This is a genomic window from Streptomyces sp. NPDC053069 (genome assembly GCF_044546895.1).
Lineage (GTDB): Bacteria > Actinomycetota > Actinomycetes > Streptomycetales > Streptomycetaceae > Streptomyces.
Genome location: NZ_JBITZN010000009.1, coordinates 143239 through 162947, shown reverse-complemented (window position 1 = coordinate 162947; position 19709 = coordinate 143239). Strand labels below are relative to the sequence as shown.

The window sequence follows — 19709 nt, the reverse complement described above, 5'->3', positions numbered from 1 at the left end:
GTCAGCCCATGAACTTCTTGAACTCGTCCGGCAGCTCGAAGTCCTGGCCGCCCTGCTGCGGCAGCCCGAAGGCGTTGCCGCCCTCCGCCGCGGCGGCCCGGCGGGCGGCCTCCTCCAGCTCCTGCTGCTTGCGCTTCATCGGGTTGCCGGAGCGCTGCTTGCCCTTGGCCTTCTTCTGCTGCTTCTTCTGCCGGCCCGGGCCGCCGCCCATGCCCGGGATCCCCGGCATGCCCGGCATGCCGCCGCCCTGGGCCATGCGCGACATCATCTTGCGGGCGTCGAAGAACCGCTCGACCAGGTTCTTCACCGCGCTGACCTCGACACCGGAACCCTTGGCGATACGGGCGCGGCGGGAGCCGTTGATGATCGTCGGGTCCTGGCGCTCGGCCGGGGTCATCGACTTGATGATCGCGCCCACGCGGTCGACTTCCCGCTCGTCGATGTTCTGGATCTGGTCCTTGATCTGGCCCATGCCCGGGAGCATGCCGAGCAGCTTGGAGATGGAGCCCATCTTGCGGACCTGCTCCATCTGGGCCAGGAAGTCGTCCAGGGTGAAGTCCTGGCCCTTCTTGGACGCCAGCTTCGAGGCCATCTTGGCGGCCTCTTCCTGGCTGAAGGTCTTCTCCGCCTGCTCGATCAGGGTGAGCAGGTCACCCAGGTCGAGGATGCGGGAGGCCATCCGGTCCGGGTGGAAGGCGTCGAAGTCGTCCAGCTTCTCGCCGTTCGACGCGAACATGATCGGCTTGCCGGTGATCTGCCGGATCGACAGGGCGGCACCACCGCGGGCGTCACCGTCGAGCTTGGAGAGCACCACGCCGTCGAAGCCGACGCCGTCGCGGAAGGCCTCGGCGGTGTTGACGGCGTCCTGACCGATCATCGCGTCGACGACGAACAGGATCTCGTCCGGGGAGACCGCGTCGCGGATGTCCGCGGCCTGCTGCATCATCTCGGCGTCGATACCGAGGCGGCCGGCGGTGTCCACGATCACGATGTCGTGGACCTTGGACTTCGCGAAGTCGATGGACTCCTTGGCGACCTTCACCGGGTCGCCGACGCCGTTGCCCGGCTCGGGCGCGTAGACGGCGACGCCCGCGCGCTCGGCGACGACGCTGAGCTGGTTGACGGCGTTCGGGCGCTGGAGGTCGGCGGCGACCAGCAGCGGGGAGTGGCCCTGCTCCTTCAGCCAGCGGCCGAGCTTGCCCGCGAGGGTGGTCTTACCGGCACCCTGCAGACCCGCCAGCATGATCACGGTGGGGGGCTGCTTGGCGAAGCGGAGACGCCGGGTCTCGCCGCCGAGGATGGTCACCAGCTCGTCGTTGACGATCTTCAGGACCTGCTGGGCCGGGTTCAGCGCGCGCGAGACCTCGGCGCCGAGTGCACGCTCCTTGACGTTCTTGATGAACGTCCGGACGACAGGAAGGGCGACGTCCGCTTCCAGGAGCGCGATGCGGATCTCGCGTGCGGTGGCGTCGATGTCCGCCTCGCTCAAACGCCCCTTGCCGCGCAGATTCTTGAAGGTCGCTGAGAGGCGGTCGGAGAGAGTATCGAACACGGCGGCGTCGGTCCTCGGAGTCGGGGGCAGTCTGAGCGTCTTCCAGGGTATCCGGCCCCGCAAGCTCTTCGTCCTCGCGCGCCCGCATCGAGTGAGTGCGCGGGGACAACCGACCCTACGGGGTCACGCCCGCAGGGTCTCCTCCAGCACTCTCGCCGTCGACGCCGCGTCCTCCGCCGGCAGTGGCGCACCCGTGCCGGTGGTGACGTAGAACGCATCGACGGCGTTGGAGCCCAGCGTGCTCACATGCATGCTCCGCACCCGTACCCCCGCCTTCTCCAACGCCATGCCGATGCGGTGCAGCAGCCCCGGGGCGTCCTGGGCGCGGACCTCGATCACCGTGGCGTGGCGGGAGGCGGCCGGGGCCACCGTCACGCGGGGCGGCGGGGCGACCCAGCCGCGCCGACGGGGGTAGGCCGCGTCCCGTTCGGCGAGGCGGCCGGCGATGTCCAGGGTGCCGTCGAGGGCGCGGACGAGGTCGGCGCGCAGCCGGGTGGCCTGCGGCAGTGAGCCGTACTCGGCGGCGACCCGCCAGTTGAGCAGCAGGACCGAGCCGTCTTCGACGTCGTCGGGCAGCCTCACGGCGCGGAGTTCCGCCGTACGGACCGTGAGGCGGTGGACCGCGAGGACGCCGGCGACCGCCGGGAGCACGGCGGGCTGGTCGGGTACGGCGATGAGCAGCTCGACGCCGAGGGGCTCGCCGGAGCCGCCCTCCTCAGCGACCGGTTCCGGCTGGGCGCGCAGCGCGAGGACCGGGCCTCCCGTGCGGTACGCCTCGATCGCCAGCCGCTCCTGCTCGACCGTGGGCGCGGCGGGCTCCGGCTCGTCGGGGGCGTCCCCGGCGAGCACGGCACCGACGCGGCGGACCAGGTCGGCGACGAGGGAGCCGCGCCAGGAGGACCAGGCCGCCGGTCCGGTGGCGAGGGCGTCGGCCTCCGTCAGCGCGTGCAGCAGCTCCAGGGTGCTCTGGGTGCCGACCGCCTCGGCGACCGAGCGGACCGTCGCCGGGTCGTCCAGGTCGCGGCGGGTGGCCGTCTCGATCAGCAGCAGGTGGTGGCGGACCAGGAGGGACAGCACGGCCACGTCCGCGCGGTCGAAGCCGATCCGTGCGGCCACGTCCTTGGCGATGATCTCGCCGGCCACCGAATGGTCGCCCGGCCAGCCCTTGCCGATGTCGTGCAGCAGGGCGGCGACCAGGAGCAGGTCGGGGCGGCTGACGCGGCGGGTCAGTTCCGAGGCGCGGACGGCCGTTTCGATCAGGTGCCGGTCGACCGTCCAGATGTGGACGGCATTGCGCTGCGGGCGGAAGCGGACCCGCTCCCAGTCCGGCAGCAGGCGGCTGATCAGGCCCTCCGCCTCCAGCGCCTCCCAGACGTCCACCGTCGGGCGTCCGGAGCCGAGCAGCGTCACCAGCTGCTCGCGGGCCTCGGCGGGCCAGGGCGTCGGCAGGGGGCGCGCGGTGGCGGCCATGCGTCGTACGGCGTGCAGGGAGAGCGGGAGGCCGGCCTGCGCGGCGGCGGCCGCGGCGCGCAGGGGGAGCACGGGATCGCGCTCCGGGCGCGCGGCACGGGCGAGCACCACCTCGCCGTCCTGCTCCACCACGCCCTCGGCCAGCGGGGAGCGCTCCGCGACCGGCTTGCCGCCGCCCAGCATGGCGCGCAGGCGCGGGCGGACGGCGCGTGAACGCAACACGCGCCCGACCTCGCGCCAGGTGACGTCACTGGCGTACGAGATGACCCCCGCCGCCTCGTAGACCTGCCGCAGCAGCGTGTCCGCGTCCAGCAGCCCCAGCTCGGCCGCCACCTGGTCCTGCTCCTGCAGCGCGAGCCGGTCGGTCGCGCGCCCGGTGGCCAGATGCAGCGCGTCCCGTACGTCGAGCAGGCGCCGGCGGGCGTCCGCGAGGCCCTCGCGCGGGGCGTCGGCGAGCCAGGAGGCGGCGACGGCACGCAGCGCGGTGGCGTCCCTCAGGCCGCCGCGGGCCTCCTTGAGGTCGGGTTCGAGCAGGTACCGCAGCTCGCCCTGGCGTTCGGCGCGCTCGGCGCACAGTTCCCGGAGTTCGGGGAGGCGTTTGGGGGCCTGGTTGCGCCAGTCGGCGAGGACGGCCGTACGCAGCCCGGCGGTGAGGCCGGCGTCGCCGGCGAGATGACGGGCGTCCAGGAGGCCCAGTTGGACCTTCACGTCCTCGCCCGCGGTCTTGCGGGCCTCCGCGGGGGTGCGCACGGAGTGGTCGAGGGCGAGGCCGAGGTCCCAGACGGGGTACCAGAGGCGGTCGGCCAGGGCGGCGACCGCGCCCGGGTCGGAGCCGTCGTGCAGCAGCAGGAGGTCGAGGTCGCTGCGCGGGGACAGCTCGCCGCGGCCATAGCCGCCCACGGCGACGAGGGAGACCCCGTGCACCCCGTCCGCCGCCGCGGCGAACAGCCCGGCGAGCCAGTCGTCGGTCAGCCCCGCGAGGGCGGCACGGCGCGGCGGCCCGGACCGCGCCCCCTCGGTGAGGAGGCGCAGCCGGGCCGCCGCGTAACCGCTGGGTCCCGAGTCCTCTGCTTCAGTTCGCACGTCCGTTCCCGTCACCCAGCGACTCCGTTTCTCAGAGGTGTCCTCAGAGCGCGTCCGGACCGCGCTCGCCGGTGCGGACCCGTACGGCGGTCTCGACCGGCAGCGACCAGACCTTGCCGTCACCGATCTTGCCGGTGCGGGCCGCCTTGACGATGACCTCGATCAGCTGTTCGGCGTCGTCGTCCTCGGCCAGCACCTCGATGCGGATCTTGGGGACCAGGTCGACGGTGTACTCGGCACCGCGGTAGACCTCGGTGTGGCCCCGCTGACGACCGTAACCGCTGGCCTCGGTGACCGTCAGGCCGTGGACGCCGAAGGCCTGAAGGGCTTCCTTGATCTCGTCGAGCCGGTGGGGCTTGACGACGGCGGTGATGAGCTTCATGCGTCCACCTTCTTGGTCTGCGCGGCGGCCAGGGCCGGGGAGTGGGCGGCGGAGCCGATGACACCGCCGCCGGCGCCGCTGAAGTCGTAGGCGGTCTCGGCGTGCTCGGCCTGGTCGATGCCGGAGATCTCCTCGTCCTCGGTGACCCGCATGCCGATCGTCTTGTCCAGCAGGAAGGCGAGGACCGCGGAGACGATCAGGGAGTAGGCGAGGACCGCGCCGACACCGGCGCACTGCTTCCACAGCTGGGTCCAGGTGTGGTCGCCGTAGAAGACACCCGTGGCGGTGGACTGGCCCTTGCCGGTGGCGAAGAAGCCGATGAGCAGGGAGCCGATGATGCCGCCGACCATGTGGACGCCGACGACGTCGAGGGAGTCGTCGTAGCCGAACTTGAACTTCAGGCCCACCGCCGCGGCGCAGGCGACACCGGCGATGGCGCCGACGGCGATCGCGCCGAGCGGGGAGACCGCGCCACCGGACGGGGTGATCGCGACCAGACCGGCGACCGCGCCGGAGGCGGCGCCCAGCGTGGTGAACGCGCCGTGCCGGATCTTCTCGTAGGCGAGCCAGGCCAGCATGGCGGCGCCGGTGGCGACCTGCGTGTTGACGAACATCAGCGCGCCGACGCCGTCGTCGTTGCCGAGCCAGGAGCCCGCGTTGAAGCCGAACCAGCCGAACCACAGCAGGCCCGCGCCGAGCATGACCAGCGGGAGGCTGTGCGGGCGCATCGGGTCCTTCTTGAAGCCGACGCGCTTGCCGATGACGAGGATGACACCGAGGGCGGCAGCACCCGCGTTGATGTGGACCGCCGTACCACCCGCGAAGTCGATCACGCCGAGCTTGAAGGCCCAGCCGTCGGCGCCCCAGACCCAGTGGGCGACCGGGACGTAGACGATCGTGGCCCACAGGGCGATGAACAGCGACCAGGCCGAGAACTTCACCCGGTCCGCGAGGGCGCCGCTTATCAGGGCCGGGGTGATGATGGCGAACATCATCTGGAAGACCATGAAGACGAACACCGGGATGGTGTAGCCGGGCCACAGCTCCGTCAGCCCGATGTTGCCGAGGCCGAACCAGTCGGAGTTCCAGCCGATGAGGCTGTTGTGCTCCCCGAAGGCGAGGGAGAAGCCGTAGAGCACCCAGAGAATGGTGACGATGCCCATGCTGATGAAGCTCATCATCAGCATGTTGAGGGTGCTCTTGACGCGGACCATGCCTCCGTAGAAGAAGGCCAGGCCCGGGGTCATGACCAGCACCAGGGCGGAACAGATGAGCATGAAGCCTGTGTTCGCGGCAGACAGCTTGGGTGCCTCCGCGGCAAGCGTGATGGCTGGGGCCATCGGCGTCTCCTCGTCGGTTGGTACGGCCCCGTGCGGGCGGTGCCTGAGCGGTCCGGCGGGTCGGGGGGTGTAGGCCGGTTATGCGCCAAGAGATTGGCGCAGCGCGGTTTCGGTGGAAGCCCCTCGTTGTTTCGCCGGGGTGACAAGGGCGCCCTGCTTGTTACGCCTGGATGAACCGCCGGATTCCGGGCTCGTCGATCGTTATCGTGGCGCAACCTCCCGGAGGATCCTGCCGGAGACGCAAGCCGGCCGCGGCGGGCCTCTCCGATGACCTGGCGCGGGGGAGCCGAGTCGGGCAGTTCGGGAGGACCGGCCGCGGCCGGGGCACGGTGCCGGAGGTGTCAGACCGCTTCGGCGGTCTCCGGCAGGTCGACGGCGAGCTGGTCGGTGAGGTCGACGACGGCGGCGAGATCGCCGTAGTCCTGTACGGCCGTGTCGACCGTCTTTCGGATACGAGTGTTCACACGCTCGGAGCGGACCTTCTTGGCGATCTCCATGGCTCGGGAGGCATAGGCCGTGCTCTGTTCCGGTTCGCGCTGGAGCAGGTGCACGGTGGCCATGCCGATCAGGTTGAGCGCATACGACCGCTGGTGCTCGCTGTCCTTGGCGAACAGTTCCACCGCGCGCTGCATGAGCGGCTCGGCCAGGGAGGCGTAGGCGGGGCTGCGCCCGGCGACGTAGGCGAGGTCGCGGAAGGAGTGGGAGTTCTCGCCGTACAGCTCGGCCTCGGAGAAGAAGCGGATCCAGTCGGGGTCCGGCTCGTCCCACTCGTCGGTCTCGGCGAAGGTGTCCTGGGCCATGCGGACCGCGCGCTTGGTCTTGCCGGGCTGGCCCATGTTGGCGTAGGCGCGGGCCTCCATCGCATACAGCATGGACTGGGTGCGCGGGCTCGCGCAGTCCCGGCTGCCGTACTGGGCGAGGTGGATCAGCTCCAGGGCGTCGTCGGGCCGGCCGAGATGGATCATCTGGCGGCTCATGCTGGAGAGGATGTACGAGCCGAGCGGCTTGTCGCCGGCCTCCTTGGCCGCGTGCAGGGCGAGGACGAAGTACTTCTGCGCGGTGGGCTGGAGCCCGACGTCGTACGACATCCAGCCGGCCAGCTCGGCCAGCTCGGCGGCGACCTTGAAGAGCCTGCGGGTGGTGGCCTCCGGCTGGGGTTCCTGGAGCAGGTCGGTGACCTCGTGCAGCTGGCCGACGACCGCCTTGCGGCGCAGGCCGCCGCCGCACTGGGCGTCCCACTGGCGGAACATCCGCGTGGTGGACTCCAGCAGGTCCAGCTCGGGCTTGGAGAGCCGGCCGGGCCTGCGGGAGTCGAGGACCGGCTCCGGCTCGGGCGGGACCGCGGAGGCGGGCGTGGGCACGAGCCAGCGCTGCATGGGCTCGATGAGGGACGGGCCGGCGGACAGCGCGAGCGAGGTGCCGAGGAAGCCGCGCCGGGCCAGCATCAGGTCGCTGCGCGAGAACTCGCTGAGCAGCGCGACCGTCTGCGGGGCGGTCCAGGGCAGGTCGACTCCGGACACGGAGGGTGACTGGCGGGCGGCGCGCAGGCCGAGGTCCTCGATGGAGACCACACAGCCGAAGCGCTCCGAGAACAGCTCCGAGAGGATGCGCGGGATCGGCTCCCGCGGATTCTCCCCGTCCAGCCAGCGGCGTACCCGAGAGGTGTCCGTGGAGATGTGGTTGGCGCCCAGCTGGCGGGCCCGGCGGTTCACCTGGCGGGCCAGCTCGCCCTTGGACCAGCCGCTGCGCACGAACCACGAGCCGAGCAGCTCGTTGGGGCGCTTGTCAGCGTTCGCCCCGCTACCGCCGTTGCCGCTCACTGGAACGCCCCCATCCCTGGAAACACTTGTCGTCGTTGCGACCCTCGGTCGCCCCGCAGGGAGACCGCCGCGCGCCAAGCCCTATCAGAATGCCGGTAAATACGGCTTCCCGCCCGGAGGTTCTCACCCTTCGAACGAGCTGACGACTCGCCTCCGGCATACCCATCGGTGCATATGCCTCCCGGACTCGCACACTCACAGTAATCCTACGATCACCCGCTCAGCCACGTGGATCCCGGAAACGCCACCATTCGCCACCCCTTCGAATGAACTCACGGACGCTCGCACAGGATTCACTTGACATAGGACGGCCGGAAGTGGGCGGAGTGAAGCACGAGGGGGCGCGTAGCGCTCCATGTGCCACCCCGTTGCGCTTCAAGGCGCCGCCTTGGCCTGGCGTCGGCGCGGGCAGGCGGAGCCGTAGCGTTACGTTCCGCTTCCGTCTCGTTCCGTGTCGTAACCACCGGCGCGCAGGACCCGTTGGAGGGGGCATGGGCTTCACGATCGGCGGCATTCGCGAGATCCGCTCCGGCACACGCCGGCGCGGCCGTTCGTCGGAGTGCACCACCGTCGCCGAGTTCACCGGTCTGTGGGGCTGGGACGTCGTGCCCGGCGCGCGGGCCGCGGCGGGCGCCTGCTCGTGCGGGAACGCCGACTGCCCCGCACCCGGCGCCCATCCGCTGGACTTCGCACCGCAGGTGCCGGCCGGGGCCACGCTGGACGAGGTGAGCAAGGCCTGGTCCGAGTTCCCGGGCGCCGCGGTGATGCTGCCGGTGGGCCGGGCGTTCGACACCATCGAGGTCTCCGAGGCCGCCGGCCGCCGCGCCCTGGTCCGCCTGGAGCGCATGGGCCTGCCCCTCGGCCCGGTGACCGCGACCCCGGACGGCCGCGCCCACTTCTTCGTCGCGCCGGGCGCCGCCGCCGAGCTCCCCCGGCTGCTCTACCGCATGGGCTGGGACGACCCCTCCGCCCTGGACCTGCGCGGCCTCGGCCCCGGTGCGTACCTCACGGCGCCGCCCTCCGACCGGGGCGGCCTCGGCCCGGTGCGCTGGCTGCGCCCGCCCGCGCTGGACTGCGCGACACGGCCTCCGGCGGCGCGGTTGCTGCTGGGGACGCTGGCGTATGTGGCACATCGGTCTCGGGCGCGGGCGTGACCCACTCCGGTACGGCGAAGCGCCCGTCCCCGGATGTGCCGGGGCGGGCGCTTCTCGTCGGCTACCGGATTCCGTAACCGCTCAGTCACCGATCAGCGCGTCGACGAACGCCTCCGGCTCGAACGGCGCCAGATCGTCCGCTCCCTCGCCGAGTCCGACCAGCTTGACCGGCACACCCAGCTCACGCTGGACCGCGACGACGATGCCGCCCTTGGCCGTACCGTCCAGCTTGGTCAGCACGATGCCGGTGATGTCCACGACCTCGGCGAAGACGCGGGCCTGCACCAGGCCGTTCTGCCCCGTGGTGGCGTCCAGGACCAGCAGCACCTCGTCGAGCGGTGCGTGCTTCTCCACGACCCGCTTGACCTTGCCGAGCTCGTCCATGAGCCCGGTCTTGGTGTGAAGCCGCCCGGCGGTGTCGATGAGGACCACGTCGACCCCCATCTCCTTGCCTTCCTTGACCGCGTCGAAGGCGACGGAGGCGGGGTCTCCGGCCTCGGGCCCGCGCACGGTGTAGGCGCCGACCCGCTCGCCCCAGGTCTGCAGCTGGTCGGCGGCGGCGGCCCGGAAGGTGTCGGCGGCGCCGAGCACGACGGTGCGGCCGTCGGCGACGAGCACGCGCGCGAGCTTGCCGGTCGTGGTGGTCTTGCCGGTGCCGTTGACGCCGACGACCATCACGATGCCGGGCTTGCGGTCCTCCGGCTCGGTCTTCACGGTGCGGTCGACATCGGTGCCGACCAGCTTGAGCAGCTCCTCGCGCAGCAGGCCGCGCAGCTCCTCGGGCGTGCGGGTGCCGAGCACCTTCACGCGCTCGCGCAGTCCCTCGACCAGTTCCTGGGTGGGCTGCACGCCGACGTCGGCGGTGAGCAGCGTGTCCTCGATCTCCTCCCAGGTCTCCTCGTCCAGGTGCTCGCGCGAGAGCAGCGTGAGCAGGCCCTTGCCGAGGGCGTTCTGGGAGCGGGACAGGCGGGCACGCAGCCGTACCAGCCGGCCCGCGGTGGGCTCCGGGATCTCGATCGCGGGAGCCTCTTCGACCGGAGCCTCTTCAACGGGGGGCTCCTCGACGGCGACCGCGGGGCCGCCCGGGAGATCCACCTCCTCGATCGTCCGGCGCGGTTCGTCGCGCGGCGTCTCGGCCTCGTCGCCGACATGCGGCTCGGCCGGGGGCGCGGTGATGTCGGGCGTCTTCGGGGGCGGCGGAGGCAGCGGCTTCCGGCGCCGGCTGCCCACGACCAGCCCGCCGAGCGCGACGAGCACGACCACGGCGATGACTACAGCAAGGATGACGGTTTCCATAACTCGTCCAGTATCAGTCATGGGGTACGACGAGAGGCTGTTTGTGGCTTCCTCTGAGAGACAAACGCCACTTAAAGCAAGGAGTCGGAGCAAAGTACGATGGTGGCGACTCGGTTGACGCGCGTAGAGTCCCGATCGTCACTGTCCCCCCACGTCTGGCCCCTTTTTCATGAGCAAAACCGTCGAGACCGAAGGCGCTCTCGAGACCCGTGGCATCGAGCAGGTCCCGGATCACGAGCGCACCGCGAAGACCCGTGAGCTGTTCCCCACCTGGGTGGGCGCCAACATCAGCGTGCTGCTGCTGACCATGGGCGCGAGCCTCGTCGTGGCGTACCACCTGAACATCTGGCAGGCGCTCGTCGTCGCGGTGACCGCGCCGGCCGTGTCGTACGGCCTGGTCGGGCTGATCGGCATCGCCGGCAAGCGGGGCGGCGCGCCGGGCATGGCGCTGTCGCGCGCGGTCTTCGGGCAGCGCGGCAATCTGCTGCCCGGTTCGCTGATCTGGGTGGCCCGCTGGGGCTGGGAGACGATCAACGCGGTGACCGGCGCCTACGCGATGCTCACCATTCTGGACATGCTGTTCGGCCTGAAGGCGAACAGCGTGCTCGACATGGTGATGCTGCTGGCGTTCGTCATCGCGACCTTCGCGATCTCCGGGCTCGGCATCAACGCCGTGCAGAAGTGCAACAAGTACGCGACCTATTTCTTCGGCGTCTTCTCGGTGCTGGTCCTGGTCTATCTGGCCGTGAACACCGACTGGTCGAAGGTGATGCACCACGGCGCCGGCTCGACGGCCGCCGTGATCACCGGTGTCGGCATGATCGCGGCCGGCGGTGTCAGCTGGATCCCGTCCGCGCCGGACTTCACCCGCTACCTGCCGCGCACGGCGTCCTCGAAGGCGATCGTGGGCACGGCGGTCGGCGGCGCGGGAGTCGTCGTACTGCCGATGGTCCTCATGGGCGCGGTGATGGCGGTCTCCACGCCGGACCTGGCCTCGGCCACCGACCCGGTGTCCTTCCTCGGCGAGATCCTGCCGACGTGGATCGCGGTGCCGTACCTGTTCATCGCGCTGATCGGCATGCTGCTGATCAACTCCATGTCGATGTACTCGGCGGGCTTCACCGCGCAGACCCTGGGCTTCAAGGTGCCGCGGCACTGGGCGGTCTCGGTGAACGCGGTGATCTCGCTGATCTTCGGCGGGGTGCTGATGCTGGTGGCGACGAGCTTCATGGGCTCGTTCATCGCCTTCCTGTCGCTGCTGGCGGTCGCCTTCTCGGCCTGGGTCGGCGTGTTCGGCGCGGACATGCTGCGCCGCACGGAGTACGACGGCGAGGCGATGACCGACACCACCCGCACCAGCGCCTACTGGTACCGGGGCGGTTTCTCCCCCGCGGCCGTGGCCGCCTGGGCGATCGGCCTGGTCTCGGGCCTGATGTTCACGACCTCGGACTGGTTCACCGGCCCGCTCGCGAAGAACAACGTCATCGGCGAGTACGGCCTCGGCTGGGTCGCCACGGTCGTGATCTCGGGCGTGCTGTACCTGGTGCTGCCGAAGCCGGCGGTGACCGAGCCGGCGGCAGCCACCGAGCCGGCGGACGAGCCGACGACGGTCACCGTCTGACGGCTCCCGGCCGGCCGGACGCCATGGCCATCTGACGCTACGTCAGCTACCGTCCCCCTCCACCGCACCGCACCGCGCCGCACCGGAGGGGGACTTCCCATGCCCGTCACGGTCGTCCGTTTCAATCTCGTCGCTCCCGGCGCCGCTCCCGCCGCCCTCTCCGCCCGCTACCGGGCCGCCCTGGAGATGGCCGCGTACGCGGACGAGCACGGCATCAGCACCGTGCAGACGGAAGAGCACCACGGCGCGGAGAACAACTGGCTGCCGTCGCCGTTCGCCTTCGCGGGCGCGGTGTTCGGGGCGACCCGGAGCATCGCGGTGACGGTGTCGGCGGTGATCGGCCCGCTGCACGAGCCTCTGCGGCTGGCCGAGGAGATCGCCGTACTGGACCTGCTGAGCGGCGGTCGGCTGGTCACGGTGGCCGGGATCGGCTACCGGCCCGAGGAGTACGCCCTGTTCGACGTCGACTGGGGGCGCCGGGGCCGGCTCCAGGACGAGCTGCTGGAGACGCTGCTGAAGGCGTGGAGCGGCGAGGAGTTCGGGTACCGGGGCCGTACGGTACGGCTCACCCCGCGCCCGTTCACCGACCCGCACCCCTTGCTCCTGGTCGGCGGCTCCTCGAAGGCCGCCGCCCGCCGGGCGGCCCGGCTCGGCCTGCCGTTCTTCCCCAGCGCGTATCTGCCGGAGCTGGAGGCGTACTACAAGGAGAGGCTCACCGAGTACGGCACCGAGGGCTGGGTCATGATGCCGGCCGCCGAGACTCCCCTGCTGCACATCGCCGAGGACCCGGACCGGGCGTGGGCGCACTACGGCGAGCACTTCCTGCACGAGGCCCGGACGTACGCCTCCTGGCAGTCGGGCCGGATCCGCTCGGCGGTGAGGTCGGCGGCCACGACGGTGGACGAGCTGCGGGCGGAGGGCGTGTACCGCGTCCTCACCCCGGAACAGTGCGTGGCGCTGGGCGCCGACAGCCTGGTCCTGCATCCGCTGGTGGGCGGGATGCCGGTGGAGGAGGGCTGGCGCAGCCTGCGGTTGTTCGCCGAGCGGGTGCTGCCGGAGGTGGGCGGCTGAGGCGGGTGGTTGGGGTGGGTGGTTGAGGCGGGCCGGCTGAGGGGGACCGCTGAGGCGGGTGGCTGAGGCGAGCCGCTGAGACGAGCCGGTGAGGCGGGCCGCTGGGATGGCGAGGCGGACATGGGGCGTTCGGTGGCGTGGAACGGATCTGCCGGTCGCCCCGCCCCGGCGGGGCCCGCGCAGGCCACCGCCCCCGGACCGGGCAGTGGCCGGTGCGGGGGCGGCGGGGGGTACGAGGAGAGGGGCAGCGGGGTCTTGGGCCCCTGCTCCTCGGTCTGGGGGCTGTCCGTGCGGGTCAGCCCATCTCCTCCAGCGCCTTGCCCTTCGTCTCCTTGACGAACTTCAGGACGAACGGGACGGAGAGCGCGGCGCAGACCGTGTAGACCACGTAGGTGCCGGAGAGGCTCCAGTCGGCCAGCGACGGGAAGCTCGCGGTGATGGCCCAGTTGGCGATCCACTGCGCGGAGGCGGCGACGCCCAGGGCGGCGGCGCGGATCTTGTTCGGGAACATCTCGCCGAGGAAGACCCAGACCACCACACCCCAGGACAGGGCGAAGAAGAGGACGAAGAGGTGCGCGGCGATCAGGGCGGTCCAGCCCTGCGTGCTCGGGAGCTTGCCGTCGACCAGGTGGTAGCTGAACGCCCAGGCCTCCAGCGCGAGACCGACGACCATGCCGACCGAGCCGATGAGCGCGAGCGGCTTGCGGCCGACGCGGTCCACGAAGATCATCGCGATCACGGTGCCGATGATGTTGATGATCGACGTCGTGAAGGAGTAGAAGAACGAGTCCGTCGGGTCGACACCGACCGACTGCCACAGCGTCGAGGAGTAGTAGAACGCGACGTTGATACCGACGAACTGCTGGAAGACCGACAGGCCGATGCCGATCCAGACGATCGGCTTGAAGAAGAAGCCGCCGCCGAGCAGGTCCTTGAAAGTGGACTTGTGCTCGCTCTTCATCGCGTGCTCGATCTCGGCGACGCGCGCGTCCAGGTCGACGCCCGTGCCCTCGACCTCGCCGAGGATCTCCTTGGCGCGCTCACGCTTGCCGACGGAGAGCAGGAAGCGCGGGGACTCGGGGATCGCGAAGGAGAGCATGCCGTACAGGACGGCCGGGACGACCATGACGCCGAGCATGACCTGCCAGGCCTCCAGGCCCATCAGGTGACCGCGCTGGTTGCCGCCGGCGGCGTTCAGCAGGCCCCAGTTGACCAGCTGCGAGACGGCGATGCCGACGACGATCGCGGCCTGCTGGAAGGATCCGAGCCGACCGCGGTAGGCGGGCGGGGCGACCTCGGCGATGTAGGCCGGGCCGATGACGGAGGCCATACCGATGGCGAAGCCGCCGACGATGCGCCAGAGGGCGAGGTCCCACAGGGCGAAGGGCAGGGCCGAACCGACGGCGCTGATCGTGAAGAGGACCGCGGCGATCTGCATGCAGCGGATGCGGCCGATGCGGTCGGCTATCCGGCCGGCCGTCGCGGCGCCGATGGCGCAGCCGATCAGGGCGACGGCGATGACCTGGGCGAGGGCGGCGGAGCCGATGTCGTACTTGCCGCGGATGGCCTCGACCGCGCCGTTGATCACGGAGCTGTCGTAGCCGAAGAGGAATCCGCCCATGGCGGCGGCCGCCGCGATGAAGATGACGTGCCCGAGATGTTCGGGATGAGCCGTCCTGGCTCCTGACTGAGGTGCCTGCGCTGTGCTGGTCACGTGAATCTCCTCGGGCCGCGGCAACGCTGCCGGGGTGGGGGACGAGCCCTTACAGGTGAGACCTGAAGGTAAAAGCAACGTTGCAGAGACTATGCCTTCAAGTTTCGAAGTCAAACTTCAACGGCTGTGAGTTTTTCGATAGGCCACGTCGCTCCGTGTTCACTTCTTGAACACCGACTCAGTTGATCTTGAATAGCTGCGCTAACGAAGGCGCTGAGAGATGACCTTCGAGACGCCGTCGCCCTGCATGGACACGCCATAGAGCGCGTCGGCGACCTCCATCGTGCGCTTCTGGTGCGTGATCACGATCAGCTGCGAGGCCTCCTGCAGCTCCTGCATGATCCGGATCAGCCGCTGGAGGTTGGTGTCGTCCAGCGCCGCCTCGACCTCGTCCATGACGTAAAAGGGGCTGGGGCGCGCCTTGAAGATCGACACCAGCAGGGCTACGGCCGTCAGCGAGCGCTCACCACCCGACAGCAGGGACAGCCGCTTGACCTTCTTGCCCGGCGGGCGCGCCTCGACGTCCACGCCCGTGGTGAGCATGTTGTCGGGGTCGGTGAGCACGAGCCGTCCCTCACCGCCCGGGAAGAGCCGGCTGAAGACGCCCTCGAACTCGCGGGCCGTGTCCCGGTAGGCCTCGGTGAAGACCTGCTCGACGCGCTCGTCGACCTCCTTCACCACCTGCAGCAGATCGGCACGGGTCTTCTTCAGGTCCTCCAGCTGCTCGCTGAGGAACTTGTGCCGCTCCTCCAGCGCCGCGAACTCCTCCAGCGCCAGCGGGTTGACCTTGCCCAGCTGCTGGTACGCCCGCTCGGCGGCCTTGAGCCGCCGCTCCTGTTCGGCACGGTGGAAGGGCTTCGGCTGGTTGCGCGGGTGCCCGGGGTCGTCCGGCAGCACCTCGCCCTCGGCGGGGGGCGAGGGCGGCACGGGCTGGTGCGGACCGTACTCCGCCACCAGTCCCGCCGGCTCGACACCCAGCTCCTCCAGCGCCTTGGTCTCCAGCTGCTCGATCCGCAGCCGTTTCTCGGCGCCGAGTACCTCGCCGCGGTGCACTGAATCGGTCAACTTGTCGAGCTCGGACTTGAGTTCGCGTCCGGCGGTGCGCGCGGCGGTCAGCTCCTGCTCCCGCTGGGCCTTGGCGGCCTCGGCGGCGGTCCGGTCCCGTTCGGCGCGGGTGAGGGACACCTCGATGTGCGCGAGCAGCTGCCGGGCACCGGAGGCGACGGCCTCCGCCACCGCGGCCTCGTGCCGCAGACGGGCGCGGCGCTGCTCGGCACGCGCGCGTGCCTCGCGTTCCGCGCGGGCCGCCCGGTCGAGGGAGTCCGCCCGTCCGGCGAGCCCCTTGACCCGTTCCTCGTGGGTACGGACCTGGAGGCGGGCCTCCATCTCGGTCTGGCGGGCGTTCGCGCCGTCGGCGGCGAGCCGGTCCCGGACGGAGGTGTCCGGCTCCTCCTCGACCGGCATCTCCTCGGCGACGGCCAGCCGCTCGGCCAGTTCCTCGGCCTCCAGTACGGCCTTCTCCAGCGCCTCCTGTGCGCGTGCCGCCGCCGCGGCCGACCGCTCGGCCTCCCCGGCGGCACCGCGCGCCTGTCCGGCGAGCCGGCCCAGTTGCTGGGCCACGGCCGACTTCTCCCGGTCGGCGGCCCGGCGCCGCTCTGCGAGTTCTTCCACGAGGGCGGCGGCCTCGGTACGCCGCTCGGCTGTCGCCCGCTGCTCCCGGGCCAGCTCCGCACACCGCACCGCCAGCTCGGCGAGCTCGGCTGCGGCCTCGTCCACGGAGGCCTGCACCTCCAGCAGGCTGGGCGCTCCGGCCGAGCCGCCATGGGCGAAATGGGCGCCCAGCAGGTCGCCCTCCGCGGTGACGGCGGTGAGTTCCGGATGCGCGTGGACGAGGTCTTCGGCGTCCTCAAGGGTGCCGACGACCACGATGCCGTGCAGGAGGCGGCGGACTGCGGGGAGGAGGTGGGCGGGGCCACGGACCAGATCTGCGGCGAAGCGTCCGCCGGGGGGTGCCGTGGGAGGCAGTGGGGCGGCTGCGGGTGCGTCGTGGCTGGTCGCCTCCGCACGGCGGCAGCCGCACGCCGGACACAGCCCCCCGTCCCTTCCGGACGCCGCCGCGCCATGGTCTTCCGCGGGATCGCCGTGGCCCGTCGCGCCCGCACGGCGGCAACCGCACGCCGGACACAGCCCCTGGTCCCTTCCGGGCGCGTTCCCTGCCAGCAGCAGTGCCGCGCGGCCGCCGTCCTGCTTGCGGAGCATGCGGATCGCCTCGGCTGCCGCTGCCGGGCTCGACACGGCGATCGCGTCCGCTGCCGCGCCGAATGCCGCGGCCAGCGGGACCTCGTAGCCCGGGGTGACCGTGAGCAGCTCCGCCGCCGGGCCGAGGACTCCGGTGAGGCGGTCGCGGGCGCCGAGGAGTATTCCGGTGCCGTCCTTGCGGCGCAGGCCCAGGGCCAGGGCCTCGTGCCGGGCCTGGGTCGCGGCGCGGGCGCGTTCCGCCGCGGTGGACGCCTCCCGGGCCGCGCTCAGGGCGGCTTCGGCCTGCGTCAGCTGCCGCTTGGCCGCATCGTGCTGTTCGGCCAGGTCCGCGTCGTCCGCGTCCAGGCCGTCGACCTCCGCCTTGAGCGCCTCGTACTCCTCCTGGGCGCGGACGGCACGTTCCTGCGCCTCGTCGCGGGCCGTGGCCAGGCGGTCGATCTCGGCCTGGGCCGAGGCCGCGCGGGAGCGGGCCGCATTGACCTGGCCGGAGAGGCGGGCCAGACCCTCGCGGCGGTCGGCGATGGCACGGGCGACGTCCTTCAGGCGGCGTTCCTCGACGGCCAGCTCCCGCTCCAGCTCGGCCCGGTGCGCGACGGTGTCGTCGAGGGCGTGCTGGGCCGCCTCCAGGGCCGCCTCCAGCTCGGCCTCCTGCTCGCGGATGCGGGCGGCCTCGCGCTCCAGGTCCTCGGGGTCACGGCCGCGCCGCTCCTCCGGGGGCGCGGAGGTGGCGCTCTTCACCCGGGCGTCGGCCAGCGAGATCGTGCCGCGGACGCGTTCGGCCAGCTGGGACAGCTCGTACCAGGTCTGCTGGGCGCGTTGCAGGCGCGGCGTGAGCTGCCGTACCTCGTCCTCCAGCAGGGCCTCGCGGTGCAGGGCCTTCTTCAGCTCCTGCTCGGCCGTCTCCTTGCGCTCCTTCAGGGCCGCCTCGTCGGCGATCTCGGCCTTGAGGGCTTCGCGCAGGCGTACGAGGTCGTCGGCGAGCAGGCGCAGGCGGGCGTCGCGCAGGTCCGCCTGGATGACGGCGGCCCGGCGGGCCACCGCCGCCTGGCGGCCCAGGGGCTTGAGCTGGCGGCGGAGTTCGTCCGTCAGGTCCTGCACGCGCGCGAGGTTGGCCTGCATCGCGTCCAGCTTGCGCAGCGCCTTCTCCTTGCGCTTGCGGTGCTTGAGGACGCCGGCCGCCTCTTCGATGAAGGCGCGGCGGCCCATCGGGTCCGCGTGCAGGACGGAGTCGAGCTGGCCCTGGCCGACGATGACGTGCATCTCCCGGCCGATGCCGGAGTCGGAGAGGAGTTCCTGGATGTCCAGGAGGCGGCAGGTGTCGCCGTTGATCTGGTACTCGCTGCCGCCGTTGCGGAACATGATCCGCGTGATGGTGACCTCGGCGTACTCGATGGGCAGCGCGCCGTCGGAGTTGTCGATGGTCAGGGACACCTCGGCGCGGCCCAGCGGCGGACGGCCGGTGGTGCCGGCGAAGATGACGTCCTCCATCTTGCCGCCGCGCAGCGACTTGGCGCCCTGTTCGCCCATGACCCAGCTGAGCGCGTCCACGACGTTGGACTTGCCCGAGCCGTTCGGTCCGACGACACACGTGATGCCCGGTTCGAACCGGAGCGTGGTCGCCGAGGCGAACGACTTGAACCCGCGGAGGGTCAGGGCCTTGAGGTGCACGCCGCTGGACTCTACCGGGCGCCGCTATCTCACTCCATGAACCTTCGCAACCGCGCGGTTTCGCCATTGAACATGCAGGGCACACCGTACGTTAAAGACAGTGAAAGGATGCGCGGGGCAGAAAAGAAGGGACGCCGAAGCGTCCCTTGCAACTCTGACGGCCGGGTTGCGGTCGCCTGAATCAACTGAGCGGTTGATACGGCAGCCCGATCGCTGCGACTGCTGTTGTGGAGCTGATGCAGTGATCAGGTGAGCGCAGGCTCCGCCTGGTGTGCGTCGATGCTCTCCATGATCCTGTCCTGAGAGGCGGCAGCCGACAGCTCTTCGTTCTCCGCCTGAATCCGTACCAGCTCGGACTCCAGGTCCTGGACGCGCTGCTGCAGCCGTCGCATCTCGGCGAGGAGTCGAGGGTCGGAGCCGCCGACGTAACCGAGAAGCGCCTTTGCCATGATGGATGGTCCTCCACACTGAGTGACCGACCGATGCGGTGTGGGTCGTGAGGGATTCGCACCCGCGGTGCTTGGCACATCCGGGTGTTGCTCTGCTGTTGCTCCATGCCAAACAGCTAAGGTGCGCGGGGCTTTCAGCGTCTCACCAAAAAGTTTGACGGTCAACACGATCACGCCCTGTATTGGGGGCCGAACCGGGGATGCACGGCCGGGAAAGCGGCGGCGCTGCGACTCATCCGGGGCCCGCAGGGCGTGACGATCAGAAGTACCAGCCGGAGCCTGCCATGTCGGCGCGTTCTTGGCAACCACCAGGTCGTTTCCGCTCCGGGCAGGTGCTCCGGGCAGCCCGCCGCGCGCCCGCCCGCGCGCCGTTGCAGCACCGGCTCAGCGGATGGCGAAGCCGTCGTAGCCGCCGCGAGGTGTGTCCCAGATCTCGGTGACTCCGTCGACCCGCCCGGGCGTGTCGTCCCCCTGGAGCCAGTCCAGCAGCCCCTCGCAGCCCTCGCGGGCGCCCTCCGCGACCACCTGGACGCGACCGTCGGCCAAATTGAGAGCAAAACCACTCAGGCCGCCGATCTCCAGCGCCTTGGCACGCGTGAACCAGCGAAAACCCACACCTTGGACCTGTCCACGCACCCAGGCGACCAGTCGCACTTCCTCGCTCATGGGTGCAACCTAACCGGCCGGTGTCGGCCGGGACACATCGCGCCCCGGTGGCATGGGGTACCGTCCCGACCCAATGCATCTCATATGAAACTCACTCGATCGAGTGAGTCGGGTCGGCCAGAGGGAGTCACTCGCCGCAGCAGGGAGTCACTCGCCGCGCAGGC

At 71.0% G+C, this 19709-nt stretch carries 13 protein-coding genes; 3 read left to right on the top strand and 10 right to left on the bottom strand.

Translation table 11 applies throughout. The features are described 5' to 3' along the window. Window position 1 precedes the first annotated feature (1 nt). The 5 genes from ffh to ACIGXP_RS22395 all read right to left on the bottom strand — a co-directional run bounded on the left by ffh (window position 2) and on the right by ACIGXP_RS22395 (window position 7647). Window positions 2-1552: a signal recognition particle protein gene (ffh, locus tag ACIGXP_RS22415; RefSeq protein WP_399770783.1), complete on the bottom strand. Its 1551-nt coding sequence runs from the start codon at window positions 1550-1552 to the stop codon at window positions 2-4. 123 nt (window positions 1553-1675) lie between these two features. After that, the gene (locus ACIGXP_RS22410) at window positions 1676-4120 is read right to left on the bottom strand and encodes a [protein-PII] uridylyltransferase (RefSeq protein ID WP_399770781.1); all 2445 of its coding nucleotides are present in this window, start codon (window positions 4118-4120) and stop codon (window positions 1676-1678) included. A gap of 28 nt (window positions 4121-4148) precedes the next feature. Then, window positions 4149-4487: a P-II family nitrogen regulator gene (locus tag ACIGXP_RS22405; RefSeq protein ID WP_030990174.1), complete on the bottom strand. Its 339-nt coding sequence runs from the start codon at window positions 4485-4487 to the stop codon at window positions 4149-4151. After that, window positions 4484-5827: an ammonium transporter gene (locus tag ACIGXP_RS22400; protein WP_399770777.1), complete on the bottom strand. Its 1344-nt coding sequence runs from the start codon at window positions 5825-5827 to the stop codon at window positions 4484-4486. The genes ACIGXP_RS22405 and ACIGXP_RS22400 overlap by 4 nt, the downstream gene beginning before the upstream one ends. 341 nt (window positions 5828-6168) lie before the next feature. After that, window positions 6169-7647: a hypothetical protein gene (locus tag ACIGXP_RS22395; protein ID WP_399770775.1), complete on the bottom strand. Its 1479-nt coding sequence runs from the start codon at window positions 7645-7647 to the stop codon at window positions 6169-6171. Window positions 7648-8138: 491 nt separating this feature from the next. On the opposite strand from ACIGXP_RS22395, the gene ACIGXP_RS22390 reads away from it, so the two are divergent. Then, a complete protein-coding gene (locus ACIGXP_RS22390; RefSeq protein ID WP_363215785.1) occupies window positions 8139-8801 on the top strand; it encodes a bifunctional DNA primase/polymerase in 663 nt (220 codons plus the stop codon). 81 nt (window positions 8802-8882) lie between these two features. On the opposite strand, the gene ftsY is transcribed toward ACIGXP_RS22390, so the two are convergent. Then, a complete protein-coding gene (gene ftsY / locus ACIGXP_RS22385) occupies window positions 8883-10097 on the bottom strand; it encodes a signal recognition particle-docking protein FtsY (RefSeq protein ID WP_399770771.1) in 1215 nt (404 codons plus the stop codon). 169 nt (window positions 10098-10266) lie between these two features. On the opposite strand from ftsY, the gene ACIGXP_RS22380 reads away from it, so the two are divergent. Both ACIGXP_RS22380 and ACIGXP_RS22375 read left to right on the top strand, forming a co-directional pair. Next, the gene (locus tag ACIGXP_RS22380) at window positions 10267-11718 is read left to right on the top strand and encodes a cytosine permease (RefSeq protein WP_399770767.1); all 1452 of its coding nucleotides are present in this window, start codon (window positions 10267-10269) and stop codon (window positions 11716-11718) included. Window positions 11719-11817: 99 nt separating this feature from the next. Further along, the gene (locus ACIGXP_RS22375; protein WP_399770765.1) at window positions 11818-12789 is read left to right on the top strand and encodes an LLM class flavin-dependent oxidoreductase; all 972 of its coding nucleotides are present in this window, start codon (window positions 11818-11820) and stop codon (window positions 12787-12789) included. Window positions 12790-13084: 295 nt separating this feature from the next. Here ACIGXP_RS22375 and ACIGXP_RS22370 read toward each other — a convergent pair whose 3' ends face one another. The 4 genes from ACIGXP_RS22370 to ACIGXP_RS22355 form a co-directional block, all read right to left on the bottom strand. Beyond that, a complete protein-coding gene (locus ACIGXP_RS22370; protein ID WP_399770764.1) occupies window positions 13085-14503 on the bottom strand; it encodes a sugar porter family MFS transporter in 1419 nt (472 codons plus the stop codon). A gap of 201 nt (window positions 14504-14704) precedes the next feature. Beyond that, on the bottom strand, window positions 14705-18430 hold the full coding sequence (locus ACIGXP_RS22365) for an AAA family ATPase (RefSeq protein ID WP_399770761.1): 3726 nt from the start codon (window positions 18428-18430) through the stop codon (window positions 14705-14707). A gap of 245 nt (window positions 18431-18675) precedes the next feature. Next, window positions 18676-18879 carry a hypothetical protein gene (locus tag ACIGXP_RS22360; RefSeq protein ID WP_392319897.1) on the bottom strand — a complete coding sequence of 68 codons (204 nt, stop codon included), beginning with the start codon at window positions 18877-18879 and terminating at the stop codon, window positions 18676-18678. A 384-nt stretch (window positions 18880-19263) separates the two neighbouring features. Beyond that, window positions 19264-19545: an acylphosphatase gene (locus ACIGXP_RS22355; RefSeq protein WP_363215778.1), complete on the bottom strand. Its 282-nt coding sequence runs from the start codon at window positions 19543-19545 to the stop codon at window positions 19264-19266. Window positions 19546-19709 lie beyond the last annotated feature (164 nt).

Excerpts from the sequence above, each read along its gene's own strand:
- ACIGXP_RS22405 (WP_030990174.1), bottom strand. The coding sequence starts at position 4,487 with ATGAAGCTCATCACCGCCGTCGTCAAGCCCCACCGGCTCGACGAGATC.
- ACIGXP_RS22400 (WP_399770777.1), bottom strand. The coding sequence starts at position 5,827 with ATGGCCCCAGCCATCACGCTTGCCGCGGAGGCACCCAAGCTGTCTGCC.
- ACIGXP_RS22390 (WP_363215785.1), top strand. The coding sequence starts at position 8,139 with ATGGGCTTCACGATCGGCGGCATTCGCGAGATCCGCTCCGGCACACGC.
- ftsY (WP_399770771.1), bottom strand. The coding sequence starts at position 10,097 with ATGGAAACCGTCATCCTTGCTGTAGTCATCGCCGTGGTCGTGCTCGTC.
- ACIGXP_RS22380 (WP_399770767.1), top strand. The coding sequence starts at position 10,267 with ATGAGCAAAACCGTCGAGACCGAAGGCGCTCTCGAGACCCGTGGCATC.
- ACIGXP_RS22375 (WP_399770765.1), top strand. The coding sequence starts at position 11,818 with ATGCCCGTCACGGTCGTCCGTTTCAATCTCGTCGCTCCCGGCGCCGCT.
- ACIGXP_RS22360 (WP_392319897.1), bottom strand. The coding sequence starts at position 18,879 with ATGGCAAAGGCGCTTCTCGGTTACGTCGGCGGCTCCGACCCTCGACTC.
- ACIGXP_RS22355 (WP_363215778.1), bottom strand. The coding sequence starts at position 19,545 with ATGAGCGAGGAAGTGCGACTGGTCGCCTGGGTGCGTGGACAGGTCCAA.